Source organism: Nitrospirillum pindoramense, assembly GCF_007827955.1.
Lineage (GTDB): Bacteria > Pseudomonadota > Alphaproteobacteria > Azospirillales > Azospirillaceae > Nitrospirillum > Nitrospirillum amazonense_B.
In genome coordinates, this window is record NZ_VITR01000005.1 from 79104 (window position 1) to 104165 (window position 25062).

20 protein-coding genes and 1 pseudogene are annotated in these 25062 nt (G+C 67.1%); 9 read left to right on the forward strand and 12 right to left on the reverse strand.

Annotated elements, in window-relative coordinates; translation table 11 throughout:
• Window positions 1-167: 167 nt before the first annotated feature.
• Window positions 168-860 (reverse strand): LuxR C-terminal-related transcriptional regulator, encoded by a 693-nt coding sequence (locus FBZ90_RS09470; protein WP_246130248.1) that lies wholly within the window; start codon window positions 858-860, stop codon window positions 168-170.
• Window positions 861-1214: 354 nt separating this feature from the next.
• On the opposite strand from FBZ90_RS09470, the gene FBZ90_RS09475 reads away from it, so the two are divergent.
• The gene (locus FBZ90_RS09475) at window positions 1215-3485 is read left to right on the forward strand and encodes a S9 family peptidase (protein ID WP_186455695.1); all 2271 of its coding nucleotides are present in this window, start codon (window positions 1215-1217) and stop codon (window positions 3483-3485) included.
• Between the two features lie 141 nt (window positions 3486-3626).
• Here the strand turns inward: FBZ90_RS09475 and FBZ90_RS09480 are convergent, their stop codons facing one another.
• The gene (locus FBZ90_RS09480) at window positions 3627-3827 is read right to left on the reverse strand and encodes a (2Fe-2S)-binding protein (protein WP_145731429.1); all 201 of its coding nucleotides are present in this window, start codon (window positions 3825-3827) and stop codon (window positions 3627-3629) included.
• Between the two features lie 258 nt (window positions 3828-4085).
• On the opposite strand from FBZ90_RS09480, the gene FBZ90_RS09485 reads away from it, so the two are divergent.
• Window positions 4086-4601: a hypothetical protein gene (locus FBZ90_RS09485; protein WP_145731431.1), complete on the forward strand. Its 516-nt coding sequence runs from the start codon at window positions 4086-4088 to the stop codon at window positions 4599-4601.
• A 61-nt stretch (window positions 4602-4662) separates the two neighbouring features.
• On the opposite strand, the gene FBZ90_RS09490 is transcribed toward FBZ90_RS09485, so the two are convergent.
• The 5 genes from FBZ90_RS09490 to FBZ90_RS09505 all read right to left on the reverse strand — a co-directional run bounded on the left by FBZ90_RS09490 (window position 4663) and on the right by FBZ90_RS09505 (window position 10213).
• Window positions 4663-5610, reverse strand: a complete 948-nt coding sequence (locus FBZ90_RS09490; protein WP_211101966.1) for a hypothetical protein — start codon at window positions 5608-5610, stop codon at window positions 4663-4665.
• 85 nt (window positions 5611-5695) lie between these two features.
• Window positions 5696-7084, reverse strand: coding sequence for a carbohydrate porin (locus FBZ90_RS09495; RefSeq protein ID WP_186455696.1), 1389 nt, complete (start codon window positions 7082-7084; stop codon window positions 5696-5698).
• 17 nt (window positions 7085-7101) lie between these two features.
• Window positions 7102-7623 (reverse strand): hypothetical protein, encoded by a 522-nt coding sequence (locus FBZ90_RS27790; RefSeq protein ID WP_186455697.1) that lies wholly within the window; start codon window positions 7621-7623, stop codon window positions 7102-7104.
• A 173-nt stretch (window positions 7624-7796) separates the two neighbouring features.
• Complete coding sequence (gene bfr, locus FBZ90_RS09500; protein WP_145731436.1) at window positions 7797-8273, reverse strand: bacterioferritin; 477 nt, start codon at window positions 8271-8273, stop codon at window positions 7797-7799.
• Between the two features lie 44 nt (window positions 8274-8317).
• Window positions 8318-10213 carry a potassium transporter Kup gene (locus FBZ90_RS09505; RefSeq protein WP_145731438.1) on the reverse strand — a complete coding sequence of 632 codons (1896 nt, stop codon included), beginning with the start codon at window positions 10211-10213 and terminating at the stop codon, window positions 8318-8320.
• 316 nt (window positions 10214-10529) lie between these two features.
• Between FBZ90_RS09505 and FBZ90_RS09510 the strand changes: the two genes are divergently transcribed.
• Window positions 10530-11498, forward strand: coding sequence for an ion channel (locus FBZ90_RS09510; protein WP_145731439.1), 969 nt, complete (start codon window positions 10530-10532; stop codon window positions 11496-11498).
• 27 nt (window positions 11499-11525) lie between these two features.
• Here FBZ90_RS09510 and FBZ90_RS09515 read toward each other — a convergent pair whose 3' ends face one another.
• Entirely contained in the window at window positions 11526-13199 is a 1674-nt protein-coding gene (locus FBZ90_RS09515) for an alkaline phosphatase family protein (RefSeq protein WP_211101967.1), read from the reverse strand.
• A 305-nt stretch (window positions 13200-13504) separates the two neighbouring features.
• Here FBZ90_RS09515 and FBZ90_RS09520 point away from each other — a divergent pair.
• Both FBZ90_RS09520 and FBZ90_RS09525 read left to right on the forward strand, forming a co-directional pair.
• Window positions 13505-14200: pseudogene (locus FBZ90_RS09520) on the forward strand (ABC transporter ATP-binding protein); the annotation flags it as partial.
• The gene (locus tag FBZ90_RS09525; RefSeq protein WP_145731443.1) at window positions 14197-15732 is read left to right on the forward strand and encodes a hypothetical protein; all 1536 of its coding nucleotides are present in this window, start codon (window positions 14197-14199) and stop codon (window positions 15730-15732) included. The pseudogene FBZ90_RS09520 and the gene FBZ90_RS09525, both read left to right, overlap by 4 nt.
• 7 nt (window positions 15733-15739) lie before the next feature.
• On the opposite strand, the gene FBZ90_RS09530 is transcribed toward FBZ90_RS09525, so the two are convergent.
• Window positions 15740-17080, reverse strand: a complete 1341-nt coding sequence (locus FBZ90_RS09530) for an MFS transporter (RefSeq protein WP_145731445.1) — start codon at window positions 17078-17080, stop codon at window positions 15740-15742.
• A 408-nt stretch (window positions 17081-17488) separates the two neighbouring features.
• Here FBZ90_RS09530 and FBZ90_RS09535 point away from each other — a divergent pair, with 408 nt between their 5' ends.
• On the forward strand, window positions 17489-17656 hold the full coding sequence (locus tag FBZ90_RS09535; protein WP_081486311.1) for a YdcH family protein: 168 nt from the start codon (window positions 17489-17491) through the stop codon (window positions 17654-17656).
• A 101-nt stretch (window positions 17657-17757) separates the two neighbouring features.
• Here the strand turns inward: FBZ90_RS09535 and FBZ90_RS09540 are convergent, their stop codons facing one another.
• The 3 genes from FBZ90_RS09540 to FBZ90_RS09550 form a co-directional block, all read right to left on the reverse strand.
• A complete protein-coding gene (locus FBZ90_RS09540) occupies window positions 17758-19299 on the reverse strand; it encodes a malonate--CoA ligase (protein ID WP_145731447.1) in 1542 nt (513 codons plus the stop codon).
• 60 nt (window positions 19300-19359) lie between these two features.
• On the reverse strand, window positions 19360-20883 hold the full coding sequence (locus FBZ90_RS09545) for a malonyl-CoA decarboxylase (RefSeq protein ID WP_276509089.1): 1524 nt from the start codon (window positions 20881-20883) through the stop codon (window positions 19360-19362).
• Window positions 20884-20961: 78 nt separating this feature from the next.
• Window positions 20962-21687, reverse strand: coding sequence for a GntR family transcriptional regulator (locus FBZ90_RS09550; protein ID WP_145731449.1), 726 nt, complete (start codon window positions 21685-21687; stop codon window positions 20962-20964).
• A 387-nt stretch (window positions 21688-22074) separates the two neighbouring features.
• On the opposite strand from FBZ90_RS09550, the gene dctP reads away from it, so the two are divergent.
• The 3 genes from dctP to FBZ90_RS09565 are packed head-to-tail and all read left to right on the forward strand — an operon-like array spanning window position 22075 to window position 25029.
• Window positions 22075-23151, forward strand: a complete 1077-nt coding sequence (gene dctP, locus FBZ90_RS09555) for a TRAP transporter substrate-binding protein DctP (RefSeq protein WP_246130249.1) — start codon at window positions 22075-22077, stop codon at window positions 23149-23151.
• On the forward strand, window positions 23148-23696 hold the full coding sequence (locus tag FBZ90_RS09560; protein ID WP_145731451.1) for a TRAP transporter small permease: 549 nt from the start codon (window positions 23148-23150) through the stop codon (window positions 23694-23696). The genes dctP and FBZ90_RS09560 overlap by 4 nt, the downstream gene beginning before the upstream one ends.
• Entirely contained in the window at window positions 23683-25029 is a 1347-nt protein-coding gene (locus FBZ90_RS09565) for a TRAP transporter large permease (protein WP_145731454.1), read from the forward strand. The genes FBZ90_RS09560 and FBZ90_RS09565 overlap by 14 nt, the downstream gene beginning before the upstream one ends.
• Window positions 25030-25062 lie beyond the last annotated feature (33 nt).

Here is a 25062-nt window from a genome sequence, read left to right on the forward strand (position 1 = left end):
CGGGCGATGAACTGGAACGGGCGGCGCGGGGTCGCGGCCCCGCATAAAACCGCAACCGTTCGCCGGCGGCATCTGTCGTTAAGGCTATCGGTCTGGGGATTTGGGATAGTGGGGGGATAGCGCGCCGCTATCCCACGATCCGGCATGGGCGCCATGCGGGGCCGGGGTCACGCGCCCCCGATCAGGCCCAGATCGCGGGCCCGCGTCACCGCCTCCACCCGGTTCTTGGCGCCCAGCTTGCGCAGGATGCGGCGGGTGTGCAGCTTGATGGTCACCTCCTGCAAATCCAGGATGCGGCCGATCTCCTTGTTGGTGGCGCCGCTGGCCAGGTGGGCCAGCACCTGGCACTCCCGTTCCGTCAACAGGCCCCCACCATCGGGCGCGGCACCGTGGGAGACGGCGCCGTGCGGCACCGGCGCCAGGGCGCCCGCCATGCGCAGGGCCACGTCCACCGGCACCACGCTGCCCCCGGCGGCCACCACCTTCAGCATCTGCACCAGGGCGGCGCTGGGCAACGTCTTGGGCAGGAAGGCGCAGGCGCCCCGGGTCAGCGCCTCCCGCGCCACGGCGGCATCGTCATGGCCGGTCACCACGGCGACGGGCGCGTCGATGCCGGCGACGTCCAGCCGGTCCAGCCCCGCGCCGCCCTCGCCCCCCGGCAACTGCCAATCCATGACCACCAGGTCGAAATCCTGGTCCTCCGGCCGTTGCGCCAGGGCGTCCAGTTCCTCCAGCGAGCCGACGGAGGTCAGGCTGACCTCCGGCCAGTCGCGCATGAGGTAAAGCTCCAGCGCGTCGCGGTACATGGGATGGTCATCGGCGACCAGCACCCGCAGCGGTCTTTTCGCGGCATGTTCCACGGCATCCCCCCGTCAGCCCCACACACCAACCGGTGGCGTCCGTTGGCCGGCGCCCTTCTTGGCCGCCATCATCCGCCGATGGTCCCATCAAGACAACAGTTTCAAAACAGTACGTTGGCATAGGGTGCCCCGCCGCGCCGGCCGCCGGGGCCAAGCCATGGCGCCGCCGTTTACAGCCCTCGGCCGCATCGGATACGGTGCGGCGCAGCTTGGGTCTAAACCAGCGGCGCCGGCCTCAACGGCGCGCCGCCTTGGGAGGTCGATATGGGAATGGTGGGGCGCGCCAGCCGTGGCGGCGCGGGTATGGGGCTTTGGCGCCGGGCATTGGCCGGCACAATCCTGGCAGGCAGCTTGATGGCGATGCCGGCACTGGCCGCCGACGGCACGGGCGCCAGCCAGGGTCCGGCGGGCCCGGCCCTGACGGTGGAGCGCATGCTGGGCAGCCCCTCGCTGACCGGCCCCCGCGCGCGAGGCGTCAAGTTCTCCCCCGACGGCACCCTGGTCACCTACCTGAAGGCCAAGGCCGACGACGCCAACAAGACCGACCTGTGGGCCTATGACCTCAAGGCCGGCACCGACCGCCTGCTGGTCGACAGCAACCAGTTCAGCGCCAAGGAGAGCGAGGAGGAGCGCGGCCGTCGCGAACGCCAGCGCATCCGCGACACCGGCATCGTCGACTATGGCTGGGACGATGAGGGGCGCACCCTGCTGTTCCCCATGGCGGGCGATGTCTTCGTCATGCCCCTGGGCGGCAGCCCGAAGCGCATCACCGACAGCGCCACCACCAAGGACGCCGCCATCGACGCCCGCTTCGCCCCCGGCGGCACGCTGGTCAGCTACGTGCGCGGCAACAACCTCTATGCCTATGACCTGGCCAAGGGGCAGGAACGCGCCCTGACCCAGGATGGCGCCGGCACCCTGTCCTATGGCACGGCGGAGTTCGTGGCGCAGGAGGAGCTGAAGCGCAACACCGGCTATTGGTGGTCGCCCGGCGCCCGCTACGTCGCCTTTACCCGCGTGGACGAGTCCAACGTGCCGTTGGTCAGCCGCTATGATTACGGGGCGGAGGGCGTGACGGTGGTGCCGCAGCGCTATCCCTTCGCCGGCGGCCCCAACGCCAAGGTGACCCTGCAGGTCATGGACATGGCGACGGGCGCCGTGGCCAAGGTCAACCTGGGCGACCCCGCCGGCTATTACCTGGCGCGCGTGGACTGGCGCCGCGACAGCTCGGAGGTGCTGGTCCAGCGCCTGAGCCGGGATCAGAAGCGCCTGGACCTGCTGGCCGTGAACCCGGCCACGGGGGCCGTGCGCACCCTGCTGACCGAGCAGAGCAAGACCTTCCTGAACCTGCACGAGGATTTGCGCGTCCTGGCCAACGGCAAGATCCTGTGGGCCTCGGAGCGCACCGGGTTCAAGCACCTGTACCTGTGCGACCATGAAGCCGCCAACTGCCGCGCCCTGACCAAGGGCGACTGGATGGTGGACGCCGTCGTCGGCGTGGACGAGGCCGGCGGCCGCGTGTTCTTCACCGGCTTCCGCGAGGGGCCCCTGGACCACCATGTCTATTCCGTGGGCCTGGCCAAAGGCGACGTGAAGGCCCTGACCACCGAAGACGGCTGGCACGGCGCCGTCATGGCGGCCAAGGGCGGCAACTGGCTGCACAGCTATTCCGGCCCGCACCAGCCGCCGCAGCTGTCGGTGGAGGACGCCAAGGGCAACCGCGTGACCTGGCTGATCGAGAACAAGCTGGATGAGGCCCACCCCTTCGCCCCCTATCTGGCCGGGGAGATCGAACCGGAATTCGGCGTGCTGAAGGCCGATGACGGCAGCGACCTGCATTACATGATGCTGGTGCCGCCGGGCGCGCGGGAGGCGGCCAAGACCAGCGGCAAGAAGTACCCCGCCATCGTCAACGCCTATGGCGGCCCGGCGGCGGCGCTGGTCAGCCACGCCTGGGGCGACGCCCAGTCCGGCTTCGCCCAGGTGCTGGCCCGCAACGGCTATGTCGTCATGGTGCTGGACAACCGGGGCACGCCGCACCGGGGCCAGGCCTTCCTGTCGGCCACCTACCACCATTTCGGCTCGGTGGAGGTGGCGGACCAGGTGAAGGGCGCCAATTTCCTGAAGTCCCTGCCCTTCGTGGATGGCCAGCACCTGGGCTTCTACGGCCACAGCCACGGCGGCTTCATGACCATCATCATGCTGACCCGCGCGCCGGGCGTGTTCGCCGCCGGGGCCGCCGGCGCGCCGGTGACCGACTGGCGCCTGTACGACACCGCCTACACCGAACGCTATCTGGGCGACCCCAAGGACGGCACGGCCTATGAGGACTCCAGCGTCTTCAAGGATTTGAAGAACATCCAGGGCCGCCTGCTGGTGATCCACGGCATGGCCGACGACAACGTCTTCTTCGACAACACCACCAAGCTGCTGCGCGCCCTGCAGCAGCAGGGGACGCGGTTCGACCTGATGACCTATCCGGGCCAGCGCCACGGCTTCTACGACACCTACGCCAACATCCACCGCTACAACACCATGCTGGACTTCTTCGACCGCACCCTGCGGCCGGCCGGCAGCGCCAGCGCGGTCACGGCGGGTGGCGCCCCGCAGGCCGGGACGCCGTAAGGGCGCCATCCGGGCGAGCGCCCCCCGCCCGGAAACGACCCCCGACATGACAAAGCCACCGATCCCGCCGGGTCGGTGGCTTTTCTTATGGGCTGTGGTCAATAAAAATGCGGCAGGGAAGGCGCCGAAGGCCGGGCCCGCTTATTCCGCCGCGCGCAGCACCGGCTCGGAGGAGTTGGCCGCCTGCCCCTCCTGGATCATCTCACGCATGGTGTCGAAGCACTTGCCGCAGCGGGGCGAACATCCCTGGGCCTTGAACACCGCCCCAACACTCTGCGCCCCCGCCCCGATATGGGTGCGGACGGTACGACAGTTGATGGCGTTACAGACGCAGACATACATGGCGCGAGCACCCACCCAGAGGCTGATCTAGGGCCTAAGATAGTGAGAGGCGTTCGCATTGGCAAGGATGATTCTGCGAGGCATTCGCGGAATGCTGTGCGTTTTTAGACACCTTGTCGAGGGAATCGCATTTTTCAAACGCCTAAATTCCACGCCCAATGATAGAATATGATAGATCGATACCCCATATTGGTCTAGTTTTAGACATATTATCAAAACCGCAAACAATCACAATCCCCCAAGAGACGGTGTCAAAATATGGAAAAATTTCTCGCCCGCAGAATATCTGCATGCCTAAAGGAAATTAATGATGCAAGTCATGGTTTTTTAGGAAATAAAGATTGGACATCTTCCATTAATGAGCACCTACGAAATATTGGACAAAATGAGTTTAAATACGCCGTGGCTCACCCAGGTCACTATGGCTGGATGTTTGATGTTGCATGGCTTGATTATGAAAATTTTGAAGAAAGAATTCTCTCGAGATTGGTATTGGCTGTGGAATCGGAGTGGCAAACCGATGTCAAAAATCTCCGAATTGATCTAAATAAGCTACTCGTCTCCAAGGCATTCCTTTCTGTTTTGATTTTTCAAAGTCGCGCAACCGCAGATGTTGATCATTATTTAGAATTATTCGAAAAGTCAATTAAAAGTATCAATCCTCCTTATAATGGATCAATTCTGTTCGCCGCGTACAATTATACAAGCAAAGAATTTGATTTCCATTTCTGGGATGGAAGGCAAATTAGTGAGCTCAGCCATCAACCAGCCTAACAGAAATCACTTGACCAATATGTTTACAACATCCCTTCATCAGGCCGCCTGCCCACCCCCGTCACCGTGCCGCGCACAGCGGCAGGGGGCGGGGCGGCGGCGGGGGGTGGTCGCGGCGGTATTGGGCGATCAGGGGCGCCAGCGCCGCTTGGGGCCAGTAGACCGGGGAGCCGATGGTGTGCAGGCAGGCGGCGTTCCAGTAGGCGCCCGCCTCGCCATGGGCGACGGCGGCGATGTCGGCGGCCTCGGGATAGATGTAGAGCGTGGTGGGCGCGTCCTTCACCGCGGCGCCGATGACGGCGGCGTCGGCCGGTGACCAGCTGGTGCAGCCGTTGCTGCGGCCGCCGGTATAGTCCACCAGCGTGCCCTGGATGACATAGCCGTCCGCGTCGGCGTAGGGGCTGCGCCGGTCCGGGCGCCGGCAGAGGCCCTTGAGCGTCACGGCGGCGTGGCCGCCGATGGCGCGCTGCCGGGCGTTCGCCGTCTCCCCCTCGCCCTCGAACTGCACGAAGGGGCGCAGCAGGGGAACGTCCTGCCCCGGGGCGGCCTGGTAATAGCCCTTGAAGGACGCCTTCGTCTCCGCCGTCACGTAAGCGCCGCCGGCTGTCAGTTCAGAGTCCTGGGCGTTGCCAAAGTGGCGCGCGCACTCCCGCCCATTGGCGAAATCGGCCAGCCCCTCCAGCCGGCGTCCGGCGCCGTGCCCGGCCGGCATGGCCTGGAAGGTGCGCGCGGCCTCGCAAATCATGTAGAAGCGGCGGCCGGGCTCCCCATCCTCCTCGGTGTTGGGGCGGGTGGCGTCCATGGCGAAGTAGCATGGATTGTGCGCCACGCCCTCCGCCACCTTGCGCCGGTACAGCGCCCGCGCGCGGGCCAGCACCGGCGGGGCGATCTGGCCCGCCCCCTCGCCGATGTGGGGGGCCAGCCAGTCGGGGGCCTGCCCCACGGGGGTATCCTCCGCCCTGGCCGGCGGCATCGCCAGCGCGCCCAACAGGCCCAGCGCCGCGCCCATCCTTGCCCGTCGCACCCTTCGCCTCCCGCCGTCGCCCTCATCCAGGGGGGAGTATAGCGGCATCGCGCCAAAGGGGCCTATGGGCCTACAGCCGCACGCTGGTGCGCAGGCCCAGCACCAGGCCATCGCCCACGGGCACGGTGCGGCCGGGGGCCAGGACGTTGCCGCCGGGGTGGATGACGTACTGCACGTTGGGCTGCACCGTGGCCCAGCCCGCCACCACCGCCTGGTAGCTAAGTTCCAGCAGCACCTCATGATCACGCACCGGATAGAACGGCCGGCCATAGGCGCGATAGTCCTGGTCCAGCCCGGCGGCGGCGGAGCCGATCTGGGCGAAGGCCCCGGCCAGGCCGGCGGTATCCTCCGGCCGGCCGGGCAGGATGCCCTTCCAGGTCAGGCCGCCATCGGCATAGAAGGTGATGAGGTTGCGGTCCGCCGGCGCGCCGGCCAAGCGCAGGAAGGCGGACGGGCCAGCGTCCGGCCTGTCCCCGTCGCGCCACAGGGGCACGTCCGCCACACCGTAAAGGCCCCAGTCGTTGCGCCGCCGGGCGGGCACCCCACTGGATCGGGGGTCGGCCAGGGTCAGGCCATCGCTGGCGTGGTGCTCATCATTGAAAGTGCCGCCGTGGAACCACGCGCCCAGCTTGAACACCGGCGCCATGCCACCCCCACCCCACAGGCCGGCCCGGTCGGCCACCGGCTGATACTGGGCCTCCACGATGGTGAAGACGCCGCCGGAAAAGCTGAAGGTGGTGCCGCTGGTATCCTGCGCCTGGGCATCACCCCCGGCGCCGCCGGCCGGGTCGCCGGAGAAGACCGCGCCCAGGAAGGACAGTTCCGGGGTGGCGGACACCTGAAGGCGAGCGCCGGGCGTGGCCAGGGGATAGGCGGGGCCGCCGCCGGGCAGGTCGGCGCCGGTGATGGCCTGCCAGCCGAAGGTGCCGTTGACGAACAGGGCCGCCCCCCGGCTGGTGACGAACTCGTCATCCGCCGCCAATTGGCCCAGGCGGATGGACACCCGGCCGTCCCACAGCGATTGCTGCGCCCACAGGGTGAACAGGCGCGGGCCGGGCAACGCCTCGATATTGCTGACGGTGGCGATGTTCTGCAGGCAGCAGCGGCTGAGCCCATGGCCATGGATGCCATAGGCGGTGGCGTGGAACAGCAGGCCATGCCAGTCGAACGCCGCCTGGGCGTCCAACTCCACCGTCGCCTCCAGCCGGCCCTCCCCCACCGTGTCGCGCTTCACGCCGCCCTGGGCCAGGTCGAACGCCTCCCCCACATAGACCAGGGTCAGCACCAGGCCGTCATCCTGCAAGCGGGTGCGCGCACCACCCCAGTCACCCGTCAGGGCGTCGCGGTCCCAGAAGCCGGGCGTGTCGGTAGCGACGGCCTCGTCCTGCGCCGAGGCTGGCCGGGCCGGGGCAGCGAGCAAGGCCAGGAGAAGGGGCGTGGGCGACAGCCTGGCGCGCATGGTCTTCCCGTCGCCCATCACTGCGCCGCCGCGTCCAGTAGACGACGGGTCATGTCGCTGACGAAGGTCTGCAGCTCGGCATCCCGGCGGCCGCCCTGCACCTCCGCCTGGCCGAAGACCTCCGTCTGATAGCGGCCGTCGCGGTAAAGCCGCAGCTCCACCGACAGCACGCGGTGCACACCGAACAGCCGGCTGGCGGCGGAGCGGGGCGGCCCCACGGTGCGGGACGCGCCGCCGGCGTACGGGTTGGGCCGGAAGGTCCATTCCACGCGGTCGGGCGCCGCGCCATCCGCGGCGAAGAAGGCTTGTCCGCCCCCCGGCGTATTCTTGCCGGCGGTGTTCATGACGATGGCCAGAAAGGGCGCCGCCGCCTGCGGCTGGAAGCCCGGCAGGTCGCCAATGACCGTCACGGCCAACGCCCGGTCCTGTGCCCACCCCTCAACGGCCCATCCCGGCACGACGCCCAGCGCCAGCGCGCCCACCCCAAGCAGCAGGCCCCGGCGGGAGGGCAGGTGACAGGATTGCGGGCGGCAGGCCATGGCGACATCTCGAAAACCCGGACATGCCGATGCATAGCAGAGCCGGCGACAGGGCGCCGCCACAACCTGTCATTGTCATAAAATGGCAACGAAGCCGACCACCCACGCCAAGAAAAAGGCCGGACGCGTCGGGCGGCCGGCCTTTCCTTCAGGGGCTGGACGGAATGGGGGGCTTACGACTCCGCGCCCATCTGCTCCTGCTGATAGTTCTGCAGGCCCACGCGCTGGATCAGATCCTGCTGGGTTTCCAACCAGTCGATATGCTCCTCGGTGTCCTCCAGGATTTCCCGCAGAATCTCCCTGCTCTGGAAATCGCGCACGGATTCGGCATAGGTCATGGCGTCCTGCAGGCTGGTGCGGTTATGCCGCTCGATGGACAGGTCGCCCTCGAACATCTCCGGCACGTCCTCACCGATCTTCAGCTTCAGCAGGTCCTGCAGGTTGGGCAGGCCCTCCAGGAACAGGATGCGCTCGATCAGCTTGTCGGCGTGCTTCATCTCGCCGATCGATTCCTCATAGACCTTCTTGGCCAGGCGCAGCAGGCCCCAGTTCTTCAGCATGCGGGCATGCAGGAAGTACTGGTTGATGGCGGTCAGTTCGTTGGTGAGGATCGTGTTCAGGTGAACGATGACCTGCGGATCGCCCTTCATAATATTGTCTCCTTAGGCGCGCGGCGGAGGGTGCACGCGACCGATTAAACTTCGACTTGGGTGCCCAATTCCACCACGCGATTGGGCGGAATGTCGAAAAATGTGGTTGCGGACAGGGCGGTGGCGGACAGGGCGATGAACACCTGCTCCTGCCACCGGGTGAGATCGGAGCGGGAGGACGGCACCAGAGTCTCGCGTCCCAGGAAGAACGAGGTTTCCGCCAGGTCGATGGCCAGGCCCAGCGGCCGGCATTCGGCCAGCGCGCGCGGCACGTTGGGCTGTTCCATGAAGCCGAAATGGGCGGTGACCGAGAAGAAGCCCTTGCCCAGCTTTTCCATGGAGACGCGGCGCTCCCGTGTCACCCAAGGCACCTCTTCCGTCAGCACCCGCATCAGCACCACGCGCTCATGCAGCACCTTGTTGTGCTTCAGGTTGTGCAGCAGGGCGTGGGGCACCTTGTCGACGCTGCCGGTCATGAACACGGCGGTGCCGGCCACGCGCACGGGCGTGCGGTCCGCCCGTTCCAGGAACAGCGACATGGGCAGGGCGTCGCGATAGATGCGGTCGTACAGCACCTTGCGGCCCAAGCGCCAGGTGGAGACCAGCACGAACACCGCCAGGCCCACCGTCAGGGGCAGCCAGCCGCCCTGGGGGATCTTCAGGCAGTTGGCGGTCAGGAAGCTGAAGTCGATGAACAGGAAGAAGCCGAAGACGACGGCGGCACGCGGCCGGCTCCACCCCCACACGTCGCGGGCGGTGAACAGCGCCATGATGGTGGTGATGGCCATGCTGCCCGTCACCGCCAGGCCGTAGGCGTCGGTCAGCTTGGCCGAACTGCCGAACATGATGACCAGCGCCACCACGGCAACCAGCAGGGCCCAGTTGATGCGCGGCACATAGACCTGGCCGATCTCGCTTTCCGAGGTGTGGCGGATTTCCATGCGGGGCATGTAGCCCAGTTGCACCGCCTGTCGGGTCAGGGAGAACACGCCGGAAATGACCGCCTGGCTGGCGATGATGGTCGCCGCCGTGGACAGCACCACCAGGGGCAGCAGCAGGAATTCCGGCACCAACAGGAAGAACGGGTTGTCGATGGCCTCGGGCTTGCTGAGCAGCAGGGCGCCCTGGCCGAAATAGTTCAGCACCAGCGCCGGGAAGACCACGGCCACCCAGGCGTGGCGGATGGGCTGGCGGCCGAAATGGCCCATGTCGGCATACAGCGCCTCGCCACCCGTGAAGGACAGGACGGCGGCGCCCAGGATGTAGAACACCGACCAGCCGTGATTGAACGCCAAATCCAGGGCGTAGCGGGGGTCCAGCGCCTTCAGGACGTGGGGGACCTGAAGGATGTGGACGACGCCCATGGCGCCCAGACAGGCGAACCAGAAGCACATGACTGGCCCGAACAGGCGGCCCACGGTGTTGGTGCCGCCGCTTTGGATCAGGAACAGGCCCACCAGGATGACCACGGTGATGGGCACCACCCAGTGCTGCACGTCGGGGGCAGAAATCTCCAGCCCCTCCACCGCCGACAGCACCGACACGGCGGGGGTGATCATGCCGTCGCCGTAGAACAGCGCCAGGCCCAGCATGGCCAGCACGGTCATCAGCCGGCGTTGCGAGCGGGAGCGGTCCTTGCCGCTGAGCGCCAGGGTGGAGAGGGACAGGATACCGCCCTCACCCTTGTTGTCGGCGCGCAGGATGAGGACGACGTATTTCAGCGTCACCACCAGCACCAGCGACCACACCACCATCGACAGGAAGCCGAAGATGTTGGCCTCGTTCAACGGCATGCCCGTGATGGCCGGGTCGAACGCCGTGTGCATGGTGTACAGCGGGCTGGTGCCGATGTCGCCGTAGACGACGCCCAAAGCCCCGAGGGTCAGGGCCCAGTGGCGGCGCCCAGCGTTGTGCTGGTCGCTAGAGTGGCTGGATTGCATCTGTGCGGAGGGGATCGGCGTGGACTGCGTTAGGATGGCGTGTTCGGGATTCGGTCGGGCGGTATGGCTAAAAGAGATAGAGGTCCAATAGCAACGAAACGACGGTTGAAACACGACATCGGTGGCAAAGCGGCCGGATCGACCACACCTCCACCCTGGGACGGATTGCGGCGTCAGTCAACAACGTCATCGCAGGTGCAACATGCGGGGCCCCTTCCCCGGGTCGGGAAGGGACCGGAAAAAACGACATTTCTCCTGGCTTCGGCTATGGTGCCGAAAGACTGCCAACGCCAACTGAACCAACGGTTTTTCGCCCGTGCCGCCCCATAAACGACTGGCCCGCCTGCACCAACGCCGCATCACCGTCGACGGCCGCCCCTTCGCCACGCTGAAGGGGGTTCCGGCCCTGCGCTGGCAGGACCCCTACCACTTCCTGCTCAGCATCTCATGGGGGGGATTCTTCGGTTTGGCGCTGGCGGTGTACCTGGTCGCCAACCTGGTCTTCGCCGGGCTGTACCTGGCCGATCCCGGGGGCGTGACCAACGCCCGCGTCGGGTCCTTCGCCGACGCCTTTTTCTTCAGCGTGCAGACCTTGGGCACCATGGGCTATGGCGTCATGGCGCCCAAGACCGTCTACGCCAACAGCGTGGCTGCGGCCGAATCCTTCACCGGCATGCTGGGCGTGGCCCAGATCACGGGCCTGATCTTCGCCCGCTTCTCCCGCCCCCGCGCGATGATCCTGTTCAGCCGCAACATCCTGTTCACCCAGCATGACGGCTATCCCGTGCTGATGCTGCGGGCGGGCAACACCCGCGGCAATCAGATCCTGGAGGCCCGGGCCAGCGTCTCGGTGAGCACCATGCGGATCACGGAAGAAGGGGCGCTGATGCGCGGGTTCGAGGAACTGACGCTGATGCGCGCCAAGTCGCCGCTGTTCGCGCTGTCCTGGACCATCGTCCACCGCATCGACGAAACCAGCCCGCTGTATGGCCAGACCGAATGGACGCTGCGGCAGGGCCAGGCCAACTTCATCGTGCTGCTGAGCGGCACGGACGACAGCTATTCGCAGACGGTCTATGGCCGCAAGATCTACGACATGGACGATGCCCTGTGGGGCCGCCGCTTCGTCGATATCATCAACACGCGCGACGACGGCTATCGCCTGCTGGACTTCGACCGTTTCCATGAGACGGAACCGCAGCGCCTGCCCGCGAAGACTCCGGCTGATGCCACCCTGGCCGACAAGCCCGGGTCGGGGCCCGATGGGGCCGCGCCGACGGCCTGAACCGGCGGCGCGGCCATACTCATACCGTCACTGGGCCGTGGCGGCGCAGGTGTCACCGGCCCCGCCATTCAGGTCCAGGCAGCGGCCATCGACCTCGCCGGGGGCCAGCTTGAACCCCAGCTGGGACGCCAGGGTGGGCATGATGTCCACCGTCTCGACGGACAGCGGCTGCTCAAAGCCCGTCAGGCCCTTGCGCCAGAACAGAATGGGCACGCGGCGGTCATAGTCCCAGGGGCTGCCGTGGGTGGCGATATAGGTCGCCGGCTTGGACGGGATGGCGGTGATGCGCGGCTTGAGGAACACGACCATGTCACCGGAGCGGTCGGGGTCGAACGACGCCCGCGCGCGGTCCAGCAGGCTCCACGCGTCCGGCGCGCCGGTGGGCACCGGCGCCGCCGCCACCTCGGCGGCGGTGTAGACGGCGGCCACCTGCGGATCGGCGCGGTACAGGGCCAGCGTCTCGTTCACGACCTTGGTCCGCCAGGAGCCCGCGACCGTGGGGCCCACCCAGACATCGCCGTTGCCGCCGCCGAACAGCAGTTCCGCCCCATCCACGCCCAGGGGCGCCACCTTCTTGCCCAGGTTCTCGGACACCAGGCCATCGTCCACGCGCGCCGCCATAGGCATGCCGCGCAGGCGCTCGCGCTCCGGAATGTCGTTGCCACCGTGGTCGGCCGACAGGGCCAGGACATAGTCCACGCCGGTGGCGTCCAGGGCGGCGACCAGCTTGCCCAGCGTGCGGTCCAGATTGGCCACCTGAATGCACATCTCGGACCCTTCGGTGCCGTAGCTGTGGCCGATGTAATCGGTCGCGGAGGCACCGACCGTCAGGACGTCGACGGACTTGCCATGGCCCAGCTTCATGTCCTTGATCAGGCGGACGGCGAGGTCGACGATGGCGGCGTCGAAGGCGGGGGATGCCCGCCACTGCGCTTCCGCCTTGGGCCCGGGCTGGCGGGCGAAGCGGCCATCGCCCACCGTGAGGACGTCGTCCCTCCGCTCCACCGCGACCGGCATGTCGATGGCCTTGCACCACTCCGGCTCGGCATATTCCTTGGCGGGCTTGGCGATCTCGGCCAGGGCGGCCTCGTTCACCGCCTTAACGGCCGCCGGCGCGGTCCGGCCTTCATAGGAGATGAAGCCCTGGCCATCCTTCCAGAACCACAGCTCATCCACCGCGTGACCGCCCATCATGATAGCCGCCCGGTCCTTGCCGGCGACGGAGACGGTGCGGACGTCCGGGTCGGCCGCCTTCAGCCGTTCACCAAGGGTCGGCACCTTCAGGTGGACGTCGGAGGGGACGTAGCTCTTGTAGCTGCCCTTGCTCTCATCCTCGGCACAGTAGATCTTGCCCGGCCGGGGGCCGCGGAAACTGTACCAGTCGTTGGCGATGATGCCGGTGCGGGCGGGACGGTCGCCGGTCATCAGCGTGGAATGGCCGGGGCAGGTTTCCGTCGCCGCATGGCTCTGATAGCCGTTGGGGAACACCACCCCCTCCGTCAACCGGCGCAGGCCGCCGGTGAAATGGCTGCGGTACTGCTGGAACAGGTCGGTGGAAAACTGGTCGACCGACACCAGCACCACCAGCTTGGGCGCGGGCGTCGACGGGCCGGCGTCGGCGGCGGCGGCGGCGCCCGGCAGGACGCCGAACATTGCGGCGGCGGCACATAGGGCCGTCATCTTGGAATACCAACGCGTCACAGTTTTCCTCCTGCTCTTCCGCCTTGACGGACGTGCCCGCCAGAAGCAGGGCCGTTGTTTGCCATCTATTGCGCAATCGCAAGATGTGTTTAGCGATGCCATTGAAATGTCATATGGATCTTCTGCGACAGCGCATCGCTTGCCGCCACCCTGCCCCTGACTTAAGGTGGAGAGATGGGGAAGATGCCAGCCAGCGCCACGCTGGGCGGGGCAACGGGGGACTGGCAGCGGGGGGCTGAATGACGGCGTTGGAAGTGCGCGGGCTGGCCAAGGCGTTCGACCGGCCGGCGGTGCGAAACCTGGACCTGACCATCGCGCCGGGTGAATTCTATGGCCTTCTGGGGCCAAATGGCGCGGGAAAGACCACCACGCTGCGCATGATCGTCGGCCTGCTGAAACCCGATGCCGGTAGTGTGCGCGTGTTCGGCGTCGACGCCCTGGCCGATCCCATCGCCGCCAAGCGGCAAGTGGCCTGGCTGCCGGACGAGCCGCTGATTTATGACAAGCTGACGCCACTGGAGTTCCTGGAATTCGTGGCCGGCCTCTGGGGCGTGCCCGCCGCCGCCGCCAGCGCGCAGGCGGAGGAGCTGCTGCACCGCCTTGAGTTGTGGGACCACAGGGCCGAGCGGTGCGAGGGCTTTTCCCGCGGCATGAAGCAGAAGGCGGCGCTGGCCGGCGCCCTGATCCATGATCCCCAACTGCTGATCCTGGACGAGCCGCTGACCGGGCTGGACGCCGCCATCGCCCGTGAGGTGAAGGACATCCTGGCGGAACGGGTGCGGGCGGGCGCCACCATCATCCTGACCACCCACATCCTGGACGTGGCGGAACGGCTGGTCAGCCGCATCGGCATCATCCAAGGCGGTCGGCTGCTGGCGGAGGGCACCCTGGCGGAACTGCGCGGCCGCGTGGGCCGCAGCGACAGCACCCTGGAAGAGGTGTTCCTGGACCTGGTCGCCACCCCCGCCGGCCAGGCCGTGGCCGAACAGGCGCCGGCATGACCGCCGGCACCCTGCGTCCCGTCGCCGCGCGCGCAGCCCTCCTGCGCCCCGGCACCTTGGCCTGGCTGCTGCGGCATGAGCTGCGCCTCGCCGCGCGCAACATCAAGCTGTCCTCGCCCGGCGTCTGGGGCACGCTGCTGCTGCTGGTCATCCTGTTCCATGTCCTGGGCGCCTTCATGGCCCTGGGCGCCGAACAGAGCGAGGCTGCCGGCAAGGGGGGCGCCACCACGCTGCCGGCCATCGGCGCCATGGTGGCGGCGCTGGCCTGCTGCTTCATGGCCGGTACGGCCATCTATCGCGCCATGGACACCATCTACGCGCGGGGCGATTACGACCTGCTGCTGTCGTCGCCCCTGTCGCCCTCGGTCATCCTGCCGGCGCGCGCCCTGGCGGTGGTGGCCAGCGCGCTGGTGTTCCCGGCCGCCATGATCCTGCCCATCGCCAACATGGGCGCCATTTTCGGCCACCCCAACTGGCTGGCGGCCTATCTGGTCCTGCCCGCCCTGGCGCTGTTGGTGACGAGCCTCGCGCTGCTGGTGGCGCTGTTGCTGGTGCGCTGGATCGGGGTGCGCCGCGCCCGCGGCGTTGGCCAGATGGTTGCCGCGTTCAGCGGCATGCTGATGGCCCTGGCGGGACAAATCCCCCGCCTGCTGGGCCAGCACATGGACTGGATGGCGCAAGGCCAGAACCTGGCGCACGGGGCCCTCGCGTCCGTCCTGCTGCTGCCGGGCCGCGCCATGGTGGGCGAACCCCTGCCCTTGCTGATCCTGGTCGCCGTGTGCGCCGCTGTCTTCGCCGGGGTCACGACGCGCTGGGGCGCGACCTTCATCGCCGCGGCCACGGCGGCGGCGGGCACCACCACGTCGCGCGCCAAAGCCCCGGTGAAGGCCCACCGCTTCCACGACACGCTGGGGCCGGCGCTGCGGCGCAAGGAATGGCGCCTGATGCGCCGCCACCCGCAGTTGCCGCTGCTGCTGTTCCAGCAGATGAGCGGCGCCATCATCCTGACCATCTCCATGCAGGCGCAGTGGCGGGAAGAGCCCTTGCTGCTGGCCGCCCTGGTGGTGCCCATGGCGGCATTCGCCGCCGGCATGCTGGCCAAGCTGGCACTCGCCGACGGGGTCGCCGATCTGATCAACGCCGCCCCCGTGCCGGCCAAGCGCCTGCGCCAAGCCAAGGTGGAGGCCGCCAGCGTACCGCCCCTGGCGGTGGTGGTCCTGGCCGCCGCCGCCGTCGGCAGCGTCAGCCTGTGGGGCAGCTTGACCCTGCTCAGCTGCGGCGTCGCAGCCATTTTCTGCGCCGTGGTGGCCAGCCTGTGGGTGCAGCCCGTGACGGGGGCCACGATGATCAATCAGTTGGTAAAGCCGGCCAAGGGCACGCGGGGCAAGGTGGTGGGGCGCACCGTGCTGGAAATGCTGATGGGCTATGGCTGGATGGCCGCCACCGTCATGATGCTGCACCACAACCCCTTCGCCCTGCTGGTGGCGGGCGGCCTGCTGGGGCTGGTGGCCATTCTGCGGGCGCCCCTGTGAAGACGCCTTAGACAGCCGGCGCCCAGCCCCCGCCGCGGCGCCGGTTGATGAACAGCACCAGGATGGCGGTCAGCACACAGGCCACGCCGGCAACCTGAAACGCCGGGAAGTAGCTGCCCCATTCGGTGCGGATGAGGCCCGTGCCATAGGCGGCCAAGGCCGCGCCCATCTGGTGTCCCGCCCCCACCCAGCCGAAGACCACGGGCGCGTCGCGCCGGCCGAAACGGTCGGTGACCAAACGCACCGTCGGCGGTACCGTCGCGATCCAGTCAAGACCGTAGAATGCCGCAAAGACGGACAGGCCATAGAGGCTGAACCCCGACAGGGGCAGGTAGAACAGCGACAGGCCGCGCAAGCCATAGTACCAGAACAGCAGCTTGCGGCTGTCCACCCGGTCGGACAGCCAACCGGACCCGGTGGTGCCCACCAGGTCGAACAGGCCCATGAGCGCCAGCAGGCTGGCGGCCATCACCTCGGGAATGCCCTGGTCAAAACAGGCGGAAATGAGGTGGGTGCCGATCAGGCCGTTGGTCGACAGCCCGCAGACGAAGAAACTGCCGAACAGCAGCCAGAAATCCACCGATTTCGAAGCCCGGGCAAGCGTGGTGAAGGCGATGATGATGGGGTTGCCGCTGCCCCCGTGCGCACCAAATGGCGGCAGTTCATCCTCCAGCGTGCCGCCCAAGGGCGCCAGGCCCACGGCCCGTGGGCTGTCGGGCAGCAGCAGGGCCACCAGGGGCGCCAGCAAAAGGGCGGCGGCGCCAACGGTCAGGCCCACCGCCTGCCAGCCGAAATGGGTTGCCAGGGCGGCCATGCCCGGCAGGAACACCAGTTGGCCGGTGGCCGAGCTGGCGGTCAGCAGGCCCATGACCAGGCCGCGCTGCTTGATGAACCATCGGTTCACCACCGTGGCCGCCAAGGTCATGGAGGTGAGGCCGGTGCCTAGGCCCACCAGCAGCCCCCAGGACACCATCATCTGCCAGGGTTGGGTCATCAGGGTGCTGGTGATGGTCGTCACGGCCAGCAGGCCCAGCCCTGTCAGGATGGTGCGCCGGACACCGACCGCCTGCATCAGGGCGGCCGCGAACGGGCCCATGAAGCCATAGAGGAAGATGTTCAGCGACACCGCGGCCGCGATGGTGGCGCGGTCCCAACCCAGCGCCTGTTCCAACGGCACGAACAGCACGCCCGGCGCCGCCCGCACCCCCGCCCCCACCAGCAGCGTGGTGAAGGCCAAGGCCGCCGCCACCCAGCCATAGTGCAGGCGCCCATCCACCCGCCGGGCCAGGCGCCGCGCCAGAGAGGGGGCGGATCCATAGGAACTGTTTGAGGCGGTTGCGTCGGCCATGGCGCACTTATCCGATCGGGGTACGAGGACGCTTCATAATACGGGCAATTGCCCATATTGCAAGGACCCTTGAAACATCGCGCCTTTCGGGTGTCATATGGCTGTCATCGACCCGTCATAGCCGGCCGCACAATGGCTTGGCGCGCCCCTGCCCTTCGTCTAGCACTATCCAATTTTGTTGAAGACTTCGGCCTATGAGGGGCGTAAGCTTTTGAAACGCGGCATGACCGCTTCAAGGCGACGATCGTCGCCCAGTGACGGATGCGTCAATAAAAGCAAATATATGTCCGCGCCAACTTTGTTGCGCCGACAACAAGCGGGATGGAACCACTGCCAGAACCGGACCATCGTCTAAGGCACTCAAGGCACCGTCGCCTTTATCCCTTGAACAGATAGCTGGAGGGAACTATGGCCACTGACAATTTCGTCGAAAGCCTGCGCCAAAAGCATGCCAGTCTGGAAGACCGCATTCACAGCGAACTGGCACGCCCCTATCATGACAGCGCCCTGGTGCAGCGCATGAAGTTTGAAAAGCTCAGGCTGAAAGAAAAGATCGACGAACACACGCGGCACTAAGCGCCGCGGGCCATCACCCCCCAGGCAGCGCCCCGTCGAAGACGGGCGCCGGCCCTGGAAAATGAGACGACCGGATGGGTCCCCCCATCCGGTCTTTTTTATTACTTGCGGTACAGGTCCTGGTATTCCTGGCGCAGCAGGTTCTTCTGCACTTTGCCCATGGTATTGCGCGGCAGGTCGTCCACGAACAGCACGCGCTTGGGCTGCTTGAACTTGGCCAAGCGTCCGTCCAGGGCGGCCAACACGGCGGCCTCGTCCACCGCCGCATCCTTCTTGCGCACCACCACGGCGGTCACGCCCTCACCAAAGTCCGGGTGGGGAACGCCGATCACAGCGCTTTCCACCACGCCGGCCAGGCCGTCGATCTCCGTCTCGATCTCCTTGGGATAGACGTTGTAGCCGCCGGAAATGACCAGGTCCTTGCCCCGGCCGACGATGTGGACATAGCCGCGACCATCGATCTTGCCCAGATCGCCGGTGATGAAGAAGCCATCGGGCCGGAACTCGGCCGCCGTCTTCTCCGGCATCTGCCAATAGCCCTTGAAGACGTTGGGGCCGCGCACCTCGATCATGCCGATCTCGCCCTGGGGTATGGCGGCCCCCGTCTCCGGGTCCACGATCCGCAGGGCCACGCCCGGCAGGGGGAAGCCCACGGTGCCCGCCACGCGGTCGCCGTCATAGGGGTTGGAGGTGTTCATATTGGTTTCGGTCATGCCGTACCGTTCCAGGATGGCCAGACCGGTACGGGCCCGCCAACTGTCATGGGTTTCGGCCAGCAAGGGGGCGGAGCCGGAGATGAACAGCCGCATATGGGCCGTCGCCTCGCGCGTCAGGCCGGGATGCTGCAGCAGGCGGACATAGAAGGTGGGCACGCCCATCATGGTGGTGGCGCGGGGCAGCAGCCGCAGCACCTCATCCGCATCGAAGCGGGCCAAGAAGATCATGGTGCCGCCGGCCAGCAGCAGGGTGTTGGTGGCCACGAACAGCCCATGGGTATGGAAGATGGGCAGGGCGTGCAGCAGCACGTCGCCCTCGGTGAAGCGCCAGTAATCCACCAGGGTCAGGGCGTTGGAGGCCAGGTTGTCATGGCTCAGCATAGCGCCCTTGGACCGGCCCGTGGTGCCGGAGGTGTAGAGGATGGCGGCGAGGTCATCAGCCCCCCGGGCGACATCGGCGAAGGTGCTGGACTGTTCCAGCGCCGCCGCCAGCAGGGTTCCGGCGTCCGCCGCGCCCTGCCCGCCCAACGTTTCCACGGCGGCGACACCCTTGGCCTGGGCCAACTCCGTCATGGCGGCCGCCTTGGCGGGATCGCACACCACCAGGTGGGGCGTGGCGTCCCCGATGAAATAATCCAGCTCCGCCAGCGTATAGCCGGTGTTCAGCGGCAGGTAGATGGCGCCCGCCCGCACGCAGGCGAGGTAAAGCACGATGGCCTCGGCGCTCTTTTCCACCTGGACCGCCACCCGGTCACCCGGCTTCACCCCCCGGGCCACCAGAAGGTTGGCCATGCGCGCCGACAGGTCCACCATGTCGCCATAGCTCAGGGTCCGCTCAGGCTGGCCCTTGGTTTCCGGAAGGATGATGAACGGCTTCTCCCGCGCCGGCATGCGGCCCAGGATCAGGGAAAAGAGATGGTTGGCCATGACAGTCACACTCCGGATTCTTCTTGGGCGTTTTTTATCGTTGCTGGTGAACGGTGGCAATCAAACGGCTGTTGGCCAAGCGGGGCTTGAGGCGTCGGCCGCGGCGGGGCTGGGCCGCTTGGCGACCGCGTCCGGCCGGCCGGGCTTGGACCCATCGCCCTTGGGCGGCTTGGGATCGTCGGGGGCGGCGTCTGCCCTCAGATGACGGCGGACGGCGGCCGCGGCAACCACCTCCCCCTTGTCGGCATACCGCTCGTGGTTGGTTTCGATATCATCCAGCTTATAGAGATAATTGACCATCAGGCCATGGGATTGGGCCAGGCCCTTGGACGACAGGTCGCCCAGGAAGTTCATGCGCTCCAACCGGGCGCCATTGCCCAGGTGGAAACGGGCGACCGGGTCCACCGGCTTGTTGCCCCGGGCCTTGGCCTTCAGGAAATAGTGCGCCGCCGCCTGCATGAGAACGGGCGAGACGGTGGCGGCCACCGCCGGATCCTGGTGCCAACCCGGGCGGTCCAGCGCCGCCAGGATATCCTTGTCGGCCGGCGCCAGCAGCGTGGACGCCGGGTCGGCGCGCTGCTGCCCCAGCCACTTGGCGAAGGCCGGCACGGGCGACAGGGTGACGAAAGTGCGCAGGTTGGGCAACTCGGCCCGCAAATCCTCCACCACCTGCTTGATCAGGAAGTTACCGAAGGAGACGCCGCGCAACCCCTCCTGGCAATTGGAGATAGAGTAGAAGACGGCGGTGGTCGCCGCCTCCGCCGCCATGGGCGCGCGTCCTTCGGCCAGCAGCACGTCGATGCTGGCCGGAATGTCGGGCGCCAGCGCCACCTCCACGAAGATCAGCGGATCGTCCAGCAGCTGGGGATGGAAGAAGGCGAAGCAGCGGCGGTCGGCCGGGGCCAGCCGGCGGCGCAGATCGTCCCAATCGCGGATGGTGTGCACCGCCTCGTACCGGATGATCTTTTCCAGGATGTTGGCCGGCGTGGTCCAGTCGATGTGGCGCAGCACCAGGAAGCCGCGGTTGAACCACGACGCCAGCAGGTGACTGAAGTCCGCGTCCACCGCCTCCAGCGCCGTCTTCTCCACCCCCTGGGCATCGGCCATGACCCGGAACAGCACCTCACGCATGCGCACAACGGCCTCGGTCCCGCCCGGCGCCAGATTCAGGCGGCGGAACAGCTCCTGCCGCCGCGCCTCGGCGGCGTTGTGCAGGGCCAGCGCCGTCCCGGCCCCCGGCGCCGCGCGGTAGGCGTCGATGGCCTTGTCCAGCTTGATCGGATCGGGACCGAAACGATAAGCCAGGTCCAGGAGGAAGGCCCGTTGGCCGGCGGCGTCCAGGGCCGCCCACTGGTCCAAGATTTGCTCTGCCAACGCCACGCCCGAGGCTTCGCCCCGGCCGGACAGCAAGGTGTCGCACAGGCTGGGCAGATCACGGCGCGGCGGCGCCTTGCCTGACAGCGGCATCAGCTTGGCCGCGTCCTCCAGCAAATCCTCCACCGTCGGGCCATGGCGGCGCAGCAGGGCGCGGCCACGGTCGGCGATGGTGGTCAACATGGACCGGAAGAAGGTGCTGCTGCTCATGGGCTGGGCCTCGCGGATTGCGAACCAGGGGAATGGGCCAGGGGAACGGGCCAGGAGGGAACGGATCGCGCCGTACCGTCAGCGGGCCATGGTAGGCCGGCCCAGCGCGCCCGCCAAGGCCGCCTGAGGGGGGGTCTGAGGGGCCGCCTGCGGCGTCGACATATTGGACACGAAGTCGGACAGGCTGTCGCCCTGGATGCCGATGTGACGCCGCATCAGGGTTTCCGCCCGGTCCGGATCGCCTTCCAGCAGGGCGCGCACGACGTCGTCATGCTCCTGTACTGATTTGGCGACGCGGCCCAGCTGATGCAACTGGTTGCGGCGATAGGGTGACAGGCGGTTGCGCACGCGCCGCGTCTCCTCCTCCAGCTGACGGTTGTGGCTGCCGGCGTAGATGACCTCGTGGAACCGGGTGTTCATGGCGTAGTAGACATCGGGATCGCCCGCGACGGCCAAGCGCTGGCATTCGGCGTGAACCGCCAGAAGATCGGCCCGTTCCGCCGGCGTCATGCGGCGGGCGGCCAGCCGGGCGCAGAGGCCCTCCAACACGGCCATGATCTCGAACAGCTCCAGCACCTGGCGCACGTCCAGGCCCACCACCACCGCGCCCTGGCGCGGCCGGATCTCCACGAATCCCTGTGCCGCCAGCATCTTGAGCGCCTCGCGCACCGGGGTGCGGGACGTGCCGAAGCGTTGGGCCAGCACCTGCTCGTCCAGGCGCATGCCCGGCAGGGCGCGGCCGGCGCAGATATCGTCCTCAAGCGCGCGGGCAAGTTGCTCGGATCGGGTTTCGGGCAGGGCCATGATCATCCTTATCCGGGACGGGCCGGCATCTCACGGGCCGGCGGGGTCCCACGCAATCTCCCCACCGGTTACGCATACACCAGTGAACTCCATGCATGCAAGAAGCGCCATCTTGCGTTTCAGAGATTGACGCCCATAGGTTGCTCTGACATGCTTCAGGCATCCAAGCATCTGCAAATAAAAACTTTTTCGCAATTGCAGCATTCACTGAACGATTGCGGAAGCGGGAGGATGAGCGCGCCTGATCTTCAACGGCCTTGTGCTTGATGGGCCCGCCGCGCCCGGCTCTTTCTTTAATGTTTCCTTATTGAAACCGACACTTCAGGCCAACCCCAACGCCGGACCCGAAGAAGACCGGCGCTTGCCCACGGTGAGGAACACGCCCCCATGTCGACCGATCAGACGTCCACCATCGCCTTGTCGCGCCGCACCCTGCTGGGGGGCATGGCGGCCAGCCCCGTGGCCCTGACATTGGGCGGCACGGCGCTGGCTTCGGGTAGCCTGCTCCCCACCCTGGCCCAGGCCCAGAGCACGCTGAAGATTTCCCATCAGTTCCCGGGCGGCACGCTGACGGAGGGCGACTTCCGCGACCGGCTGTGTCGCAAGTTCGCAGCCCAGGTGGAAGCGGAGACCAAGGGCGCCCTGAAGTTCGAGATCTATCCCGCCTCCTCCCTCATGAAGACGGTGGCGCAGTTGCAGGCCCTACGGAAGGGCGCGCTGGATCTCACGCTCTACCCCATGCCCTATGGCGGGGGTGAGGTCCCGGAAATGAACCTGGGCCTCATGCCCTGCCTGGTGACGACGTACGAGCAGGGCCTGGCCTGGAAGAAGAAGCCGATTGGCGAGGCGCTGACCAAGGCGCTGGAGGCCAAGGGCGTGAAAATCCTGACCTGGGTGTGGCAGGCGGGCGGCGTCGCGGCCCGTGGCACCCCGGTGCTGCACCCCGCCGACGTGAAGGGCATCAAGATCCGCGGCGGATCGCGTGAGATGGACATGATGTTCAAGGCCGCCGGCGCCGCCGTGTCGTCCATCCCGTCCAACGAGATTTATGCGGGCATGCAGACCGGCGCGCTGGATGCCGCCGTCACCAGTTCCACCAGCCTGATCTCCTTCAAGCTGGAGGAGCAGAGCAAGAGCCTGACCGCCGCCCGGCAGAAGAGCTTCTGGTACATGCTGGAACCCCTGATGATGTCCAAGATCGTGTTCGACGCCCTGCCCGCCGCGCAGCAGAAGGCGCTGCTGACGGTGGGTGAATCGCTGGAACCGTTCGGGCTGGAGGAAGCCAAGAAGGACGACCAGCGCGTGGCCGAAATCTATGCCAAGGCCGGCGTGAAGGTCGTGGACATGGACGACAAGGTGATGGACGAATGGCGCGCCATCGCCCGCGACACCGCCTGGAAGGACTTCGCCGAGCGCTTCCCCGAGGGCGCCAACCTGCTGAAGCTGGCCGAGGACGTGGCATGAGGGCTGCGGAACCGGCATTGCCCGGCCCCCTGCGCTGGGCGGGCGCGCTTTTAGCCTGGACCAACCGCGTCATCGCCACCGTGGCGGCAGTGGCGGTGGTCGCCGCCGGCATCGTCATGACGGAAGAAGCCATGGTGCGCTATTTCCTGCGCCAGGCCGCCGACTGGCAGGATGAGACCGCCATCTTCCTGCTGGTGGGAGCCACCTTCCTCTCGGCCGCCTATGTCCAGTCCCGCAGGGGCCATGTCGCCATCGAAGCCGTCGGCGGCCTGTTGCCACCGGGTGTCGAGCGGATACGGCGCCGGGTGGCGGACCTGATCTCCTTCCTGTTCTGCGGCTTCTTTTCCTGGAAATCCTGGGTGCTGTGCCACGAGGCCTGGGTGGAGGGCTATGCCACCTTTTCCTCCTGGGCGCCGCCCTTATGGATTCCCTACCTCGCCATGTCGGTGGGCATGACCCTGCTGACCCTGCAGATCGCCCTGCAACTGCTGGCCCCCCAGCCGGCGGACGCACCTATGGAAGGACGCGCCCATGGGCACGGTTGAAATCGGCCTGCTGTATGGCGGCGCCACCCTGGTGGCTCTGTTCGCCGGCCTGCCCATCGCCTTCGCGCTGGGCGCCGTCGCCGTGGTCTTCATGTACTTCTTTATGCCGGCGGCCTCGCTGGATACCGTCACCCAGAATGTCTATGAGGAGATGGCCAGCATCACCATGCTGACCATTCCCCTGTTCATCCTGAAGGGGGCCGCCATCGGCCGGTCGCGCGCCGGTTCGGACCTCTATTCCGCGTTGCATGTGTGGATGGGCCGGGTGCCGGGCGGCCTGGGCGTGGCCAACGTCTTCGCCTGCGCCCTGTTCGCCGCCATGGCCGGCAGCAGCCCCGCCACCTGTTCCGCCATCGGCAGCGCCGGTATCCCCGAGATGCGGCGCCGCGGCTATTCCCCCGGCTTCGCCGCCGGCATCATCGCGGCCGGCGGCACACTGGGCATCCTGCTGCCCCCCTCCATCACCCTGATCCTGTATGCCGTGGCGGCGGAACAGTCGCTGGGCCGCCTGTTCCTGGCCGGCATCGGCCCGGGCGTGCTGATGGTCGTCCTGTTCGCGATCTACGCCGTCGTCCGCTATCGCCAGGAAAAGGCGGCGGCGACGGCGGCCTACGCGCAAGGCGGGACGTGGTCAGAGCTTCTGCGCACCGACACCTTCACGGCGCGGGAACGTTTCGCCGCCATCCCGCGCGTGCTGCCCTTCGTCATCCTGCTGATCGGCGTCATGTTCGCCCTCTACGGCGGCATTGCCACCCCGTCGGAAACGGCCGGTTTGGGCGCGGTGCTGGCGCTGCTGATGGTGGCCGGCATCTATCGAGTCTGGCGGCCGGCGCAGGTGGGTCCGATCCTGATGTCCACCCTGCGCGAATCCACCATGCTGATGATGATCATCGGCATGTCGCTGCTCTATTCCTACGTGATGAGCTACCTGCACATCAGCCAGGGCGCGGCCGAGTGGATCGTGGGCATGCACCTTTCGAAATGGGTGCTGCTGACCGCCATCCTGCTGCTGGTGGTGGTGCTGGGCTTTTTCCTGCCGCCCGTCAGCATCATCCTGATGACCGCCCCCATCATCCTGCCGCCGCTGAAGGCCGCCGGGTTCGACCTGATCTGGTTCGGCATCATCATGTCCATCGTCATGGAGATGGGCCTGATCCATCCGCCGGTCGGCCTGAACATTTTCGTCATCAAGAACATCGCCCCGGACATCCCCCTGCGCGACGTGGTGATGGGGGTGTTGCCCTTTGTGGCCCTGATGCTGGTGTCCATCCTGGCGCTGTGCCTGATCCCCGGCCTGGCCACCTGGCTGCCCACCGCAGTCTACGCCGGGTGAGCTTATCGCCAGCCGCAGCGGCAGGTGATTCGT

Coding starts and splice junctions, on each gene's coding strand:
- FBZ90_RS09490 (WP_211101966.1), bottom strand. CDS start 5,610: ATGGGCGCGGCGCTGGGCCTGTTGGGCGCGCTGGCGATGCCGCCGGCC.
- FBZ90_RS09505 (WP_145731438.1), bottom strand. CDS start 10,213: ATGCAATCCAGCCACTCTAGCGACCAGCACAACGCTGGGCGCCGCCAC.
- FBZ90_RS09530 (WP_145731445.1), bottom strand. CDS start 17,080: ATGGCCGACGCAACCGCCTCAAACAGTTCCTATGGATCCGCCCCCTCT.
- FBZ90_RS09565 (WP_145731454.1), top strand. CDS start 23,683: ATGGGCACGGTTGAAATCGGCCTGCTGTATGGCGGCGCCACCCTGGTG.
- FBZ90_RS09535 (WP_081486311.1), top strand. CDS start 17,489: ATGGCCACTGACAATTTCGTCGAAAGCCTGCGCCAAAAGCATGCCAGT.
- FBZ90_RS09550 (WP_145731449.1), bottom strand. CDS start 21,687: ATGGCCCTGCCCGAAACCCGATCCGAGCAACTTGCCCGCGCGCTTGAG.
- FBZ90_RS09480 (WP_145731429.1), bottom strand. CDS start 3,827: ATGTATGTCTGCGTCTGTAACGCCATCAACTGTCGTACCGTCCGCACC.
- FBZ90_RS09525 (WP_145731443.1), top strand. CDS start 14,197: ATGACCGCCGGCACCCTGCGTCCCGTCGCCGCGCGCGCAGCCCTCCTG.
- FBZ90_RS09545 (WP_276509089.1), bottom strand. CDS start 20,883: ATGAGCAGCAGCACCTTCTTCCGGTCCATGTTGACCACCATCGCCGAC.
- bfr (WP_145731436.1), bottom strand. CDS start 8,273: ATGAAGGGCGATCCGCAGGTCATCGTTCACCTGAACACGATCCTCACC.
- FBZ90_RS09540 (WP_145731447.1), bottom strand. CDS start 19,299: ATGGCCAACCATCTCTTTTCCCTGATCCTGGGCCGCATGCCGGCGCGG.
- dctP (WP_246130249.1), top strand. CDS start 22,075: ATGTCGACCGATCAGACGTCCACCATCGCCTTGTCGCGCCGCACCCTG.
- FBZ90_RS09475 (WP_186455695.1), top strand. CDS start 1,215: ATGGCGATGCCGGCACTGGCCGCCGACGGCACGGGCGCCAGCCAGGGT.
- FBZ90_RS27790 (WP_186455697.1), bottom strand. CDS start 7,623: ATGGCCTGCCGCCCGCAATCCTGTCACCTGCCCTCCCGCCGGGGCCTG.
- FBZ90_RS09560 (WP_145731451.1), top strand. CDS start 23,148: ATGAGGGCTGCGGAACCGGCATTGCCCGGCCCCCTGCGCTGGGCGGGC.
- FBZ90_RS09495 (WP_186455696.1), bottom strand. CDS start 7,084: ATGCGCGCCAGGCTGTCGCCCACGCCCCTTCTCCTGGCCTTGCTCGCT.
- FBZ90_RS09485 (WP_145731431.1), top strand. CDS start 4,086: ATGGAAAAATTTCTCGCCCGCAGAATATCTGCATGCCTAAAGGAAATT.